Annotated in this window: 16 protein-coding genes; 5 read left to right on the top strand and 11 right to left on the bottom strand. The window is 32.2% G+C overall.

The window, feature by feature from the left end:
* Nucleotides 1-45: 45 nt before the first annotated feature.
* The 8 genes from arsB to BUA98_RS05720 all read right to left on the bottom strand — a co-directional run bounded on the left by arsB (nucleotide 46) and on the right by BUA98_RS05720 (nucleotide 5,233).
* Nucleotides 46-1,107 (bottom strand): ACR3 family arsenite efflux transporter, encoded by a 1,062-nt coding sequence (arsB, locus tag BUA98_RS05685; protein WP_072970676.1) that lies wholly within the window; start codon nucleotides 1,105-1,107, stop codon nucleotides 46-48.
* A gap of 1 nt (nucleotide 1,108) precedes the next feature.
* Nucleotides 1,109-1,738, bottom strand: a complete 630-nt coding sequence (locus tag BUA98_RS05690) for an arsenate-mycothiol transferase ArsC (protein ID WP_072970677.1) — start codon at nucleotides 1,736-1,738, stop codon at nucleotides 1,109-1,111.
* Between the two features lie 16 nt (nucleotides 1,739-1,754).
* Entirely contained in the window at nucleotides 1,755-2,228 is a 474-nt protein-coding gene (locus BUA98_RS05695; RefSeq protein WP_072970678.1) for a DUF6428 family protein, read from the bottom strand.
* Between the two features lie 18 nt (nucleotides 2,229-2,246).
* Nucleotides 2,247-2,579, bottom strand: a complete 333-nt coding sequence (locus tag BUA98_RS05700) for an ArsR/SmtB family transcription factor (RefSeq protein WP_072970679.1) — start codon at nucleotides 2,577-2,579, stop codon at nucleotides 2,247-2,249.
* Nucleotides 2,580-2,672: 93 nt separating this feature from the next.
* Nucleotides 2,673-3,407, bottom strand: coding sequence for a DUF3667 domain-containing protein (locus BUA98_RS05705; RefSeq protein WP_072970680.1), 735 nt, complete (start codon nucleotides 3,405-3,407; stop codon nucleotides 2,673-2,675).
* Between the two features lie 31 nt (nucleotides 3,408-3,438).
* Nucleotides 3,439-3,825, bottom strand: coding sequence for a DoxX family protein (locus BUA98_RS05710; protein ID WP_072970681.1), 387 nt, complete (start codon nucleotides 3,823-3,825; stop codon nucleotides 3,439-3,441).
* 89 nt (nucleotides 3,826-3,914) lie between these two features.
* Nucleotides 3,915-4,703: an anti-sigma factor gene (locus tag BUA98_RS05715; protein ID WP_072970682.1), complete on the bottom strand. Its 789-nt coding sequence runs from the start codon at nucleotides 4,701-4,703 to the stop codon at nucleotides 3,915-3,917.
* Complete coding sequence (locus BUA98_RS05720; RefSeq protein ID WP_072970683.1) at nucleotides 4,703-5,233, bottom strand: RNA polymerase sigma factor; 531 nt, start codon at nucleotides 5,231-5,233, stop codon at nucleotides 4,703-4,705. The genes BUA98_RS05715 and BUA98_RS05720 overlap by 1 nt, the downstream gene beginning before the upstream one ends.
* 331 nt (nucleotides 5,234-5,564) lie before the next feature.
* Between BUA98_RS05720 and BUA98_RS22325 the strand changes: the two genes are divergently transcribed.
* Both BUA98_RS22325 and BUA98_RS05725 read left to right on the top strand, forming a co-directional pair.
* Nucleotides 5,565-5,735 (top strand): hypothetical protein, encoded by a 171-nt coding sequence (locus BUA98_RS22325; protein WP_159433451.1) that lies wholly within the window; start codon nucleotides 5,565-5,567, stop codon nucleotides 5,733-5,735.
* Between the two features lie 399 nt (nucleotides 5,736-6,134).
* The gene (locus BUA98_RS05725; protein WP_072970684.1) at nucleotides 6,135-6,719 is read left to right on the top strand and encodes a glutathione peroxidase; all 585 of its coding nucleotides are present in this window, start codon (nucleotides 6,135-6,137) and stop codon (nucleotides 6,717-6,719) included.
* Between the two features lie 121 nt (nucleotides 6,720-6,840).
* Here the strand turns inward: BUA98_RS05725 and pip are convergent, their stop codons facing one another.
* The 3 genes from pip to BUA98_RS05740 form a co-directional block, all read right to left on the bottom strand.
* Nucleotides 6,841-7,758 carry a prolyl aminopeptidase gene (pip, locus tag BUA98_RS05730; RefSeq protein WP_159433452.1) on the bottom strand — a complete coding sequence of 306 codons (918 nt, stop codon included), beginning with the start codon at nucleotides 7,756-7,758 and terminating at the stop codon, nucleotides 6,841-6,843.
* A 119-nt stretch (nucleotides 7,759-7,877) separates the two neighbouring features.
* Entirely contained in the window at nucleotides 7,878-8,375 is a 498-nt protein-coding gene (locus BUA98_RS05735) for a GNAT family N-acetyltransferase (protein ID WP_072970686.1), read from the bottom strand.
* A 14-nt stretch (nucleotides 8,376-8,389) separates the two neighbouring features.
* Nucleotides 8,390-9,565, bottom strand: coding sequence for a thioredoxin family protein (locus BUA98_RS05740; protein ID WP_072970687.1), 1,176 nt, complete (start codon nucleotides 9,563-9,565; stop codon nucleotides 8,390-8,392).
* Between the two features lie 171 nt (nucleotides 9,566-9,736).
* On the opposite strand from BUA98_RS05740, the gene menD reads away from it, so the two are divergent.
* From menD to BUA98_RS05755, 3 genes are all read left to right on the top strand, one after another.
* Complete coding sequence (gene menD / locus BUA98_RS05745; protein ID WP_072970688.1) at nucleotides 9,737-11,398, top strand: 2-succinyl-5-enolpyruvyl-6-hydroxy-3-cyclohexene-1-carboxylic-acid synthase; 1,662 nt, start codon at nucleotides 9,737-9,739, stop codon at nucleotides 11,396-11,398.
* 126 nt (nucleotides 11,399-11,524) lie between these two features.
* Nucleotides 11,525-12,382, top strand: coding sequence for a CvfB family protein (locus BUA98_RS05750; protein WP_026985045.1), 858 nt, complete (start codon nucleotides 11,525-11,527; stop codon nucleotides 12,380-12,382).
* Between the two features lie 794 nt (nucleotides 12,383-13,176).
* Nucleotides 13,177-14,010, top strand: a complete 834-nt coding sequence (locus BUA98_RS05755; RefSeq protein ID WP_035681238.1) for a 1,4-dihydroxy-2-naphthoyl-CoA synthase — start codon at nucleotides 13,177-13,179, stop codon at nucleotides 14,008-14,010.
* Nucleotides 14,011-14,059 lie beyond the last annotated feature (49 nt).

Genomic DNA, 14,059 nt, shown 5'->3' on the forward strand with positions numbered 1-14,059 from the left:
ATTACTTGAAACAATTTATTTATATAGCAATAAGACTTTTTGGGTTTAAGAGAAATATCTTTTTCTAAACCAAAAAGCAACATTTACTAAAGCTATTAATGCAGGAACCTCTACTAAGGGGCCAATAACACCTGCAAAGGCCTGACCACTATTTATACCGAATACCCCAATAGCTACCGCGATTGCCAATTCAAAATTATTGCCAGTCGCCGTAAAGGCAATTGCAGTGCTTTTTGAATAATCAGCGCCAAAATATTTTCCAATGAAGAAACTTATTAGAAACATTATAACAAAATAAAGTACCAGCGGAATGGCAATACGTATCACATCCATCGGAATCTGAACAATCAGTTCACCTTTCAGACTAAACATCAGTACAATTGTAAAAAGCAGCGCAATCAAAGTAATGGGGGAGATGAAAGGGATATACTTACGCTGAAACCATTCTTCACCTTTTAATTTTATCAAAACATAACGACTAGTAATTCCCAAAGCAAAAGGAATTCCTAAATAGATTCCAACACTTTCTGCAATTTGCTTAATGCTGATATCAATGTTAAAACCAGTATAACCAAAATAAGGTGGCAATACGGTAATAAAAAGATACGCATAAAAACTATAAAGCAAAACCTGAAAAATACTATTTAAAGCGATTAATCCGGCAGCATATTCTCTGTTTCCATCGGCTAAGTCATTCCAAACGACAACCATGGCAATACAACGAGCTAATCCAATTAAAATCAGGCCCATCATATAATCAGGATAATCTTTTAAGAAAACTAATGCTAAAAGAAACATTAAAATTGGACCTATAATCCAGTTTAAAAACAAGGAGGCTCCTAATATTTTGGTATTTTTAAAAACGCTACCCATTTGTTCATACTTCACTTTTGCTAACGGAGGATACATCATCAAAATAAGTCCAATAGCAAGTGGAATATTTGTTGTTCCACTGGAGAAAGAATTAATTATGCTCCCACTTGATGGAACAAAATATCCAATAGAAATACCAACTGCCATAGCAAGGAAAATCCAAAGGGTTAAAAAACGATCAAGAAAACCAAGTTTTTTTCGTTCTGCAGCTGGGGCGCAATGATTTACTGGCATATTATTTTTTTAATTCAGAAAAAACATATAACATTTCAGTCGCAATCTGCAAGCTTCGTTCCTGATATTTTTCGGTTTGTTGTGGTGAATTATCAAAAGCTTTAGGGTCTTCAAAAGTAATAGGAATACGTTTTGCTGCACCCGCAATAAAAGGGCATCCATCGTCTGCTTGTGAGCAGGTCATAATAGCTGCAAAATCATTTTCCGGATTAAAAACATGATCATACTTTTTCGAAAATCCGATTACAGGAGATTGTGCTGCTGCAAATTTTATCGCATAAACTGGATTACTTCCCTTGGAAAGTACTTCAATAAGAAACCCTGATTTTTCAAGAGTTTCTGCAACTTTTGGAAATAATGCTGTGGCTTCCGTTCCGCCAGAATAGCAAAAAACATTTTTTACATCAAAATGATAGGCCGCCGTTTGCGCCCAAACCTGCGATAAATGACTCCGTCTTGAGTTGTGGGTACAAATAAAGTTTAATCTGATCTCTAGATTTCCATTTACCTTTGACCGGATAAAATCAATCAGAGGTTGTAATGTTTGTTTACGATCTGCTGTAATATTTTCAAAATCAAATAAAGAAACAGTTTTATTTAATTCTGATAATAAAGTATTTGAATTTGACATTTTTTCTAAGAATTAATTAGCAGCATCCGCCACCAGGTGTGCAAGAATTGGCAGTATCGGCATTTAATTGGGTAAGTTTTAATTTGGGTTTCTCAGATGGAACTCCACATTGTTCCTGCGCTAAGCAAGCTGTCTTTTTATTAAGTAGTTCAAAATCTTTTCCGTTAAAACCTAAGTCATATTTGCCAATTGTAGTATCCTGATATTCGACTTCGATTTCATGATCTTCTATTCCCAAAACTTTTTCTGAAAGCTCAATAATATGAATTAATTTTTGAGGTTTTAAACGGTGTTCAAAATCATTGGCATCCCAAAGTTGGAAATTCACAACGGTTTCTTTTCTAACGGTTCCGCCACAATCAATAAAGTTTTTGGTAATTAAACCCACTTCGGTAACATGAAAATGTTCCGGAACAAAGCTCCCGTTAGGTAATTGAAAATTTACTGTTTCAACAGTAGTAAGCAATTTTTTAATTTCTGAAAGTTTCATAATAATCTGATTTAATAATTAGCAACATTCTTTTTTATTTTTCTCAATATGAAGCGCGATAGTTTCAAAGAAACCTTTTATTTTTTCAAAACCAGCTTCGTTAATGCAGTAACAAATAGCGTTTCCATCAATATTACCTTTTATTAGACCTGCGCTCTTAAGTTCTTTTAAATGCTGTGAAACAGTTGGCTGCGAAAGAGGTAGTTCGTTCACAATGTCACCACAAATACATGTATTTACTTTTAAAAGGTATTCTATAATAGCAATTCGTGCCGGATGGCCTAAAGCTTTTGTTAAAGTAGCCAGTTCGTTTTGATGATCTGTAAAGTGATCTGATTTAGATGCTCCCATTGTTTTATATTTATATTGCAATATTACGATATAGATTCTAATAAAAAAAGAAAATAACGCATTATTTTCTTTTTTTACTCGTCTAACCCATGCTTAATCAGTCATTTTTCCAGACAATACTAGAACTATGGCTACTATAAGTAAGAAACAGGTTAAAAATATAATATGACTTAGTAGCGTTAACAAGAATGCTTTTGTTTTTGACATCTTATTAAAAAATTGAATGTTAGTCCAAAATGTCAAAATAACTCCTATTATATAAGTCATCGTTGAAAACTTCTCAACATGATTTTTACTACTTAAATATAATAGGATAGGAAATGTCAAAATTTGTACAAAGAGTCTTTGTGAAGCTTTGAAAGTATTGAGAACAAAAAATTCAAAAAAATTATAACCTTGTTTCCTGAATACTATAAAGGTTCCAATAGTATAAATTGGTATAGTAGCAATGGTTACCCATGAAAAATGTGCTGCCATCCATTCGTTGTAATCACTCAAATCTATACCATCATCATTGGTATTTGCAAATATATTGATTTCGTAATAATGACATAAAAACCCGTATAAAGCCCCAAGAACAGCAACTAACGACAAAGGCTTAAAATGTTTCACACGTTTCCCTTCGATAAATTCTCTGATTGAATGTCCAGGTCTTGTAAATAATTGCTTTAAAGAATAGGGAATTCCTTCGTCAAAATGCAATAGACCATGTTGGATATCATGCCATAAAAAATGAGCATTAATCTTATGTGTTTCGGCCGTCTGTCCACAGTTGTTACAGTAGTGGCCTTTAAAAATCTTATTACAGTTTTTACAGATTATTTCCATTCTAATTTTCTTTATAATTTTTTATTTCAAATTATTCAATTGCATTCTTTTTAAAACCATTAGGAAACATAATAGCGAATAGCACTACAATCAATAAAAAGTTGTATTCAACGCCATTTCTTCCTCCGCCAACTACAAACCAGCCTTCTTCAAAATGAACTAAAACAATTCCCATTAGTAAAACAAAAATGGTTACAAATCCTGCCAGTTTTATATATTTATTCAGGATTAAAAGTAGCGCTGCCACCACATGTGATAATTTAATTGACCAGGCGAGAAAAACACCAAAAGGAGCAAACCCAATCTGATTCAGATATAAATTCCCGAAATCATTAATACCGTTATTAAACATTCCGAAAACGGAGTGGGTGAGAAGAATAATGGCCACAGCAATTCTTAATAGTAAAGTTCCGTTCATGATTTGTTTTTGTTAGTTGAATTAAAAATAATAAAAAAACGCACATTAAATAAATTAATATGCGTTTTGAGTTTTAAGCGACCTTTATTTTATACTTTTCCTAAAGTATACAATTGTGTCATTGTTGGTGTTAAGCTTCCTCCAGCTGGCTCAAGCGTAATTCCAAAGGCTTCAGCTTCGTTAGTACGATCTACAGCGAATATTTTATTTGAGTTCCCTTCAAAATCGCTTAATAAACCAATACTTGTTGGTGTAAGCACCGGACTTAATTTAAGAGCCCAAACCTGGTAAACCATTCCTTTTGGTGGTTTTGGTAAACCTGCGGCATCAATATAAGTTGTTTTGGTGTCTTTGTTCCAATACACTTTTGCAAATGATGTCGGCGAAACAGCCTGACCACCAAGTGTCACACCAGTGTTTTTAATGTCTCTAACAATAGTTAAATTCTTTTCTGTTTCTTTATTTTGCTGATCTAAGTAAGCAAACTCTCTTTCGATTTTAGTTTTTTCGTTACCAACCGTTGCAATGGCATCTTTGGTTTTAGTTAATTCTAAAGTTTGATACCCAAGTCCCAAAAGTAAAAGAACTGCCGCGGCCCAGCCTACATATTGAGACCATTTCGAAGCAGGTTTCATTTCTACTACTTTGCCATGTTTCAATTCTAAACGAGCTTTTATTTTCTCAAAATTCGCTACCGAATGAAAAGGAGAGAAACTTGACGATAATGCTACAATTGCTTTTTCTATCGAAATGATTTCCTGATCAACTTCTGGGCTTTTTTTAGCCATTTCGGCTATTTCTATATTTTCAGTTTCGGTCAATAAACCATAAACGTAAAGTTCTAGAATTCCTGAGTCTATATATTCTTGTGCTTCCATTATATTTTAAGATAATTACGTAAGTCGTTAATACAGTTTCTGTTTTGCGTTTTGATAGTTCCCAATGGCATTGCCAATTCTTCTGAAGCTTCTTGTTGGGTATATCCTTTAAAAAATAATAAATCAATAATTTCAATACATTTTGGTTTCAGTTTTTTGACGAATTCCTGAATCCCAATAGTATCAATTCTATTTACTAATTTATTACTGTCGTCTAACAGATGTACGAAATTATCTGAGGGAAGGTTTTTTTGGCTGTTATTAAAATCTTTAGATCTTAATTTATCTATAGAGGTATTTCGGGCTATATTAAGGATCCAAGTGTAAAAACGACCTTTACTTTCGTTGTAAGAATCAATATTTTTCCAGATTTTGACAAAAACTTCCTGCAAAACATCTTCAGCTTCTTCTCTGTTTCGGATTAGAACATTGATGACCGAAAATAAACTTTTGGAATACATATCATACAAGTGGGTAAAAGCTCTTTCGTCTTTCTTGTAGATTAAAACTAATAATTCTTCTTGACTCATTGATTTAAGGTTTTTAAGTTTTTAAATAAAGTTTCAATACTTTTTTCATTCCCTGAGATAAAGATAATTTATTTTTCTGTTAATATTTTATTTTTTTTAACAGTCTTAACCCTAGTAAAACAAAGCCTTGAGAAAAAATATCACTTTTTTTTCATTTTTTTAAAACCAAAAGCAATCCAGTCTCGTATATGCTATTATAACATAGATAAATAAATATTGAAAATAGCAAAATGCCCGAAAACATATTGAATGACAATTGCTTAAGCGATATTAAAATTTAGCCTTAGTGGAAAAGATTAAAAAATAAAATCTAACAAGTAAAAAGTAAACTATGAAAAATCTGAATAAATTAAAAATTTTGATTGTAGCGCTGACTTCTGTTTTGGCATTGACCAATTTTGATTCCAAAGACTCCCGAAAAGGAATAGTCAGGCTCCATCATTCAACTTTAAATAGTACACTTTGTCATAGTTATTTTATTCAATTTAGTCATAAAGTATAAAAATATAATAGTTGGTGTCCCCGGACTTCCAACCCGAAAATTATTAAAAAACTGTATTTCCAAAATTAAACGAATTTAGAATTTTCCTTATACACGCCATTAAAAAGATCAGCTGGGAAATATGAATTAAAGTTTAAATAATTTTCAATATAACCGGGAGGCATCAACTATAATTAAAAGATAAAACAACTATAATATAAGAATTCAGGATAGCACCAATTCTTATTTTACAAGATTAAATAATATTAATTCATGGTTTGATTTGTTTGTATGGGGAGAAGCCTAACGAGTGATTAACGTTAGGCTTCGTTTTTTTATTTAACTTATGTTTAATAAAAATAAAGCAATCAAAATCTTTACGGAAAATAGATTTTAACTAATTTTATAAAAAATTAAACGATGAACAAAATAGTATTTTTAGTTTGTAGTGCAGTCTTTTTAATGGCTGCACAACTTCAGGCGCAAACAAGTATTAATAAATCTAAAACAGAAAAAGTTATGGGAAAACAAACCATCTATCAATTTAAAGTGGAAGATTTATCAGGAAACACTTTTGATTTTGCTTCTTTAAAAGGAAAAAAAATCATGATTGTAAATACGGCTTCAAAGTGTGGATTAACACCTCAATACAAAGATCTTGAAGCGGTTTACAAGGAGTATAAAGATAAAGGTTTCGTAATTGTTGGTTTTCCAGCTAATAATTTTGCATCTCAGGAACCAGGTACCAATGAAGAAATTCAAACATTTTGTCAACAAAATTACGGTGTGACTTTCCCAATGATGGATAAAGTTTCTGTAAAAGGAGATGATATGTGTGAGGTATATAAATTCTTAACGCAAAAATCTAAAAATGGTTTGCAGGATTCTGAAGTAGAATGGAATTTCCAAAAATACCTTATCAATGAAAAAGGCGAGTTGGTTAAAGTAATTAAGCCAAAAACATTAGTAACAGAGCCAGAAGTGATTAATTGGATTAAAAGTTAATTCAAAATAATCGAAACCAGAAAATCCACAAATTTGAATGTAAATTCAGGTTTGTGGATTTTTTTTTAGGAGCAGGGCTAGAGGACTTGTTTTTGAAAAGAAGTACTTAATTGTATTTAATTTATTTCTGCAAAACTGCAATAATTCTTTTTTCAATAGCTGGTTCAGCATCTGAATGTCCTCCATCTTCAAGGTATACAACAGATCTTTTAAGTTTATGGTGTAAGGTTTCAGCATGTTCAACAGGGCAAATTGAATCCTGTTTTCCATGGATGATAGTTACTGGAATGTCATCGAGAGCATTTGTATTATTCAAAATATAGTTTTCTTCAATGAAACAATTATTACTTAAATAATGCGCTTCCATAATTGCTAAAGATTCGAACGGGAATTCTTGAATAATAGCTTCAATTTCCATTTCAGTAATTCCTTTTTTAAAAATAGATATTTCGTAAAATACCCATTCATAACAATAAAAAGCCCTATTTTCTGGAGTTCCATTCAGCATTTGATCCAAGTAATATTCAGATATGCTTAAAGCTGAATCTTTCGGAACGTTCTTCTTAAATCTGTTCCATTCTTTAGGAAATTCATTTTCAACTCCACCATTTAGAAAATGATCAATTGATTTTTTGTCTCCAAGAAAAACACCTCTTAATAAAAGACTTTTTACTTTTTCAGAATTTTGAATAGTAAAGACAAGACTTAGTGTTGTTCCCCATGAACCACCAAAGACATTGATTTTTTGGATGTTTAAATGTTTTAAAAGAACATTGATATCATCAACAAGATCTTGAGTTGTATTTTCTTTTATACAACCAAAAGGTTTGCTTTTTGAAGAGCCTCTTTGGTCAAAAAAGATAACTTTATGTTTCTTAAAATCAAAGAAACGTTTGTCTTGTTCAGAAAATCCTGCGCCAGGACCTCCGTGAAGAAATAAATAAACTTCTCCATCATCAGCGCCACAAACTTCATAATAAATTTCATGAATTTCACTAACTTTAAGATAGCCATTCTCTAATAAGGAATTTGTCTCCAATATTTTTTTGATTGAATTTATTTTTGAAACATCTATACAAAGTTCGTAAAGTGTTTATTGATAAAGCTTTGCGAACATTACGTTTTCTAAGCATAAGCTAAGCTTTGCGTTCTTTGCGATTAAGCAAGAATCAGCTGCATGAAAACCAAATCCAACCAGTGATCAAATTTGTAACCCACTTCCCGAATTGTTCCAGTTACGACAAATCCAAATTTTTCATGAAAAGCGATACTTCCGGAATTATCTGCATCAATTGCACCAATCATTACATGATAACCTTGTTCTTTTGCTAACCGAATCAATTCCGTTAATAATTTTGATCCAATCCCTTTTCCAATCACATTATCAACCACATAAACGGAATGCTCAACCGTATATTGATAACCAATTTTTTCACGGAATTGCCCATAACTTCCAAAACCAACTACTTCACCATCTAAATCAGCGACTACAATAGGAAGATTTTTGGCAGTTTTATCTTCAAACCATTTTGTTTGCACTTCCAGAGTTTGAACATCATAGTTATAATTTGCTGTTGTGTGCAAAATAGAAAAGTTTACAATGTCCAGAATTTTTTCTAAATCATTTACTGTTGCAGGTCTCAGAGTAAGGCTCATGGTTTTATAGGATATTATTTTGTGTTTAGTTCAGCTAACAAAGTATCGACTTCTTTAGTATTCCAGGTCATTTCTGTACAAATGACTTTGGCATCGTTGGCATACTGCAAAGCTAATTTTTTGTCTTTAATTTTATTGTAAAGCCGTGCGATGAGCAAGTTTCCATCATAAGAATCATTTAATTCTAAAGAATGTTTAACCCAGAAAATAGCTTTTTTAAGACTTTCAGTATCTTTAATATGTTTCAGGTATGTTTGCCCAATATCTTTTAAAAAACTGGCATCGTTCCAAACTAATTTCTGAGTATCTGCAAGTGTTACTTTTTTATAAAATTGCCATTTTTCAGTTCTTTCGGCTAAAGTCAAATCAAATTTAAAAACCAAAGAATCTGTTTTCTGTAATCGAATTGATTTTGCAACTTCTCTTTGTTTGTAATAGTTTACCGTATCTAAATTGTCAACTAACGGACGAAGCAGTTCTGTTACAATACTTTCTATTTTACGATCAACACGATTTTGTGAAGCTACAGCTGCAAACTCCTTTTGATGTTTTAAAACGTATTGAAATTCTCGTGAGTTAATATCAGTTACGCCATTTGCAATAATTCTCCAGTTGGTTTCGCTAATCAATTGTGCATCAGATTGAGTATTGAGATAAGTATGTGTTGCAGGAGATAAATCGGTTCTGTCTTTTCCTTTTTTCAGGGTATTTAAGTAAGTAAAAAACTTTGTTGAATCAATTGGATCTGAAAGGAATTCTTTTTCCAAATAAGGCAATTGCATTCTTGAATTGAGGGCGTATTTTACCTCGGTCATGAATTCCGTCGTTTTCATTTCTCCTTTTAAAGCGTATAAAAGAGTTTCATTGGAATCCAAAAATAAAAAAGTAGGCAGCGATTTGGTGTTGTATTTATTTTTTAGTGCGATTCCTTCTTCTTTTTCAATGTTTTTCCAAATGCAAACGTAATTTTCCTTTAAAAAATCCATCACGTTTGGATCACTAAAAACTTCTTTTTTCATTTGATTACAATGAGGACACCAGTCAGCATAAAGCATTATAAAAAGTGGTTTTCCTTCTGTTTTTGCAATTTCTAAAGCTTTTTTATAAGGCGGGTCATCAGGCACAAATTGATTTTGTGATTTTACGGTTTGTATTGAAATACAAAGCAAAAAAAGATAAATGAAACGCATAGAAAGTTTATTTTGATCAAAAAAAAGCTTTTACAAATATATTTCCTTTTTCTAAAAACGGCCTTAATATCTTCCCAATTTATAAGTAAATCAAATGTGAAGTTTGTAACTTTGTGGTATCAAATGAAATCTTCAAGTTTAGATTTCCTTTAAAAATAATACGCCATACGAATGATTTACCCCAAAATACCGCTTGCTCAAAGCATCATCGAAATTTGTTTAGCAAAAGGAATTACCAATATTATTATTTCTCCGGGATCAAGAAATGCGCCTTTAACCATAGGTTTTGCGCAAAATTCTAACTTTACTTGTTATAGCATTGCAGATGAACGTTGTGCAGCCTTTTTTGCATTAGGTATTGCACAACAAATTAAAAAGCCAACAGCCATTGTTTGTACTTCAGGTTCTGCCTTATTAAATTATTATCCGGCTGTGGCCGAAGCATTTTACAGTCAAATTCCCCTGATTGTAATTTCTGCAGATCGTCCACAAAGTAAGATAGACATTGGCGATGGACAAACCATTCGTCAGGAAAATGTTTTTCAGAATCATTCTGTTTTCAATGCTAATTTAACGGAAGAAGCTTCAGAAGAAAATGATTTAAAAATCAACAGAGCGATCGAGACGGCAATTCTTCAAAAAGGTCCGGTTCATATTAATGCCCCTTTTGAAGAACCTTTATATGAGACTGTAGAAGCACTTTCAGTGCAACCAAAAATCACGCATTCAGAAGAAATCATCGGATCAAAAACTATTGAAAACGTAGCCGCTTTTGTTTCGATTTGGAATGCAGCCAAACGTAAATTAATCATGGTTGGCGTTAACGAGGCGAATGGTATCGATCAGGAAATTATCGACAACCTGGCACAAGATCCATCAGTTGTAGTCTTAACAGAAACGACTTCAAACTTGCATCATCCGGATTTTATAAATAGTATTGATACTTTAATTACACCGTTTGAAGATGTTGATTTTAAAGAGCTTAATCCAGATGTTTTAGTGACTTTTGGAGGAATGATCGTATCTAAACGTATAAAAGGATTTTTGCGCAAACACAAACCAAAAGAGCATTGGCATATTGATACTTTGCGGGCATACGATACTTTCAATGCTTTGACACAGCATTTTGTAATGCAGCCCAACGATTTCTTTAAAGATTTGTTGTCAAAAACGGAGTACACAAAAAGTAAATATGCCGAAAAAATTGGTACAATTTATAATTTTAGAAAAATTAGAAGAAATGAATATCTGGAAAAAATCCCTTTTTCAGACTTTAAAGTTTTTGAAAAAGTAATTGAATCTCTGCCTAAAAACAGTCAATTGCAAATTAGTAATAGTTCAGCAATTCGATATGCACAATTAATTCATATCGATCCTTCGATAGAAGTTTTTTGTAACCGAGGAACGAGCGGAATTGACGGCAGCACATCAACAGCAATTGGCGCTTCAGTTGGCAGTGGAAAACCTAATGTTTTTATTACGGGAGATATTAGTTTCTTGTACGACAGCAACGCTTTATGGAATACTTATATTCCCAAAAACTTCAAAATTATTTTAATTAATAATGGAGGAGGAGGAATCTTCAGAATTTTACCAGGACATGAAGAGAAACCTGTTTTTAATACTTATTTTGAAACATCCCATCATTTAACTGCGGAACATCTGGCAAAAATGTATCAGTTTAATTATTTGACTGCTTCTGATACTTCATCCTTAGAAACTAAAATTCAAGAATTATACGCACAAGATGATACTCCGGCCATTTTGGAGATTTTCACACCTACTGCAGAAAATGATGTTGTTTTAAAGCAATATTTTAAAGAGTTAAAATAAAAGATATTAAGTGTCATGAAAATGGCACTTTTTTTATCCAAAATATTTTTCGCTTTCCCATTTTCAAACTTCGTACATTTGCAGCTTAGAAACTTAGTCGCTTATTGGCTTAGAACCTTAAAGAATATGATTGAAATAGGAAAATACAATACACTTACCATATTACGTGATACCAAAGTTGGTTTATTTTTAGGAAATCCTGAAAAAGATCCGGAAGGAATTCACGATATATTATTACCCAATAAATACGTACCAAACGAATTTGAAATAGGCGAAGAGCTTATAGTTTTTGTTTATTTAGACCACGAACAACGTCCGATTGCTACTACATTAGAGCCTTATATTTTATTAAATGAATTTGCCTTATTGAGAGTAAATTACACCAATCAGGTTGGTGCTTTTATGGATTGGGGAATGGAGAAAGATATTCTGGTTCCGTTTAAAGAACAAGCGCGTCCTATGGAAAAAGGAAAGCGTTATCTGGTTTACCTTTATATGGATGAAAAAACCAATCGTTTGGTAGCTTCAAGTAAATTGAACCAATTTTTGTCAAACGATCAGCTTACGGTTGAAAAAGGAGAAGAAGTTGATTTGATTGTTTCTCATATTACTGAATTGGGAATCAATGTAATCATCAATGAAAGACATAAAGGTTTACTATACAAAGATGAAGTTTATGATGACGCGATCAGAACTGGAGACAGAATGATTGGATTTATTAAAAATATTCGTCCTGATAATAAAATCGACGTTGCTTTACAAGTACAAGGTTATCAAAGCATTGAACCAAACGCAGAGAAAATTTTAGATGAATTGCGTGCCAATCGCGGTTTCCTGAGACTAAATGATGCTTCTCACCCTGAAGACATTAAGACAGTTTTAAAAATGAGTAAAAAGACTTTTAAGAAAGCAATTGGAGCTTTATATAAAGATAAACTGATCGAAATCAAGGAAGACGGTATTTATCTGGTAAAAGAAAATTAATATTTAAATTCCAATCTTTTCAAATTCCAAACTCCAACTTAGCAATATTAACAATATCTAGTTTGGAATTTGGAATTTTTTAAGTTTGGAATTTATTGAAACAAGAAAGGCTGCTCATTACAAGCAGCCTTTCTCTTTTTATTCAGTTTTAAAAAAAATTGTAATTAAAAAAAAACAGAAATAAAATTATTCGAATCCATTAAAAGAATAACAACTTTAAAAATTTTAGGAGTTACCTTTCATCTGGTATGTCTTTAAACAATCAATACGTCCATTTTAAAAGCAAAAAATCAATTTCACGGCTAATCCATTTGGTTGATAAAATAACTTATAGAATGTTTTGGTTAGCATTTTCCTCTTTTCGTAATCAATCTTATACTAATTACTTAAACAATTCTAGCATTTAACCTTAGGTGTTACTATCTCCTTCTTGAAGTTTTAACAAACGCATAAATCATTTGCTCATTAGTCAAAGGTTTACTAATAAAAACCGTAAAAAAATGAGCGACAAAATTTTTAATTTTTCTCAAAAAAAGTCATTTTTTAGGTTAATAAATCAGTGAAAGAAAATCAATCAAAAATCAGCGAAATAAAATGTATCTCATTGATTTCTAGGGTGTAAAATTACTTAATTATTTTTGAAATCCAATGTTAAATAATGTTATTTTTTGTAAGTAAATACTATTTACCATGATCTGGCGATAATTTAGCACAGACTTAAGCCGATTTGAGTAGGTAAAAATGTAAAAATGCTTTATTTTTACACTATAATTATTAAAACTAAACAAATAGAAATGGATTGGATTACTGCCAGAGAATTTGAAGATATCACCTATAAAAAATGTAATGGAGTTGCAAGAATAGCGTTTAACAGACCTAATGTACGAAACGCTTTCCGTCCAAAAACAACTTCAGAATTATATCAGGCTTTTTACGACGCACAAGAAGATACTTCAATAGGAGTAGTGTTACTTTCTGCTGAAGGCCCATCAACAAAAGATGGTGTTTACTCTTTTTGTAGTGGTGGCGATCAAAATGCTCGCGGGCACCAGGGCTATGTAGGTGAAGATGGACAACATCGTTTAAATATTCTTGAAGTGCAGCGTTTAATTCGTTTCATGCCAAAAGTGGTTATTGCCGTTGTCCCAGGTTGGGCAGTTGGTGGCGGACACAGTTTACATGTGGTTTGCGATATGACTTTGGCAAGTAAAGAACATGCAATTTTCAAACAAACAGATGCTGACGTTACTAGTTTCGACGGTGGTTACGGATCTGCTTATTTAGCAAAAATGGTAGGCCAGAAAAAAGCACGCGAAATTTTCTTTTTAGGGAGAAATTATTCAGCTCAGGAAGCAATGGATATGGGAATGGTTAATGCTGTTATTCCACACGATGAATTGGAAGATACTGCTTACGAGTGGGCTCAGGAAATTCTTCAAAAGTCACCAACTTCTATAAAAATGCTAAAATTCGCCATGAACCTTACAGACGACGGAATGGTTGGTCAACAGGTTTTTGCCGGAGAAGCAACTCGTTTAGCTTATATGACAGAAGAAGCAAAAGAAGGAAGAAATGCATTTTTAGAAAAAAGAAAACCGAATTTCGGAGAAAATAAGTGGTTACCATAAATAACAAATAATTGTTTCAAGTTTCAGGTTTTAAGTTGCGAAACGAAGT

The sequence above is a fragment of the Flavobacterium saccharophilum genome, assembly GCF_900142735.1.
Taxonomy (GTDB): Bacteria; Bacteroidota; Bacteroidia; order Flavobacteriales; family Flavobacteriaceae; genus Flavobacterium; species Flavobacterium saccharophilum.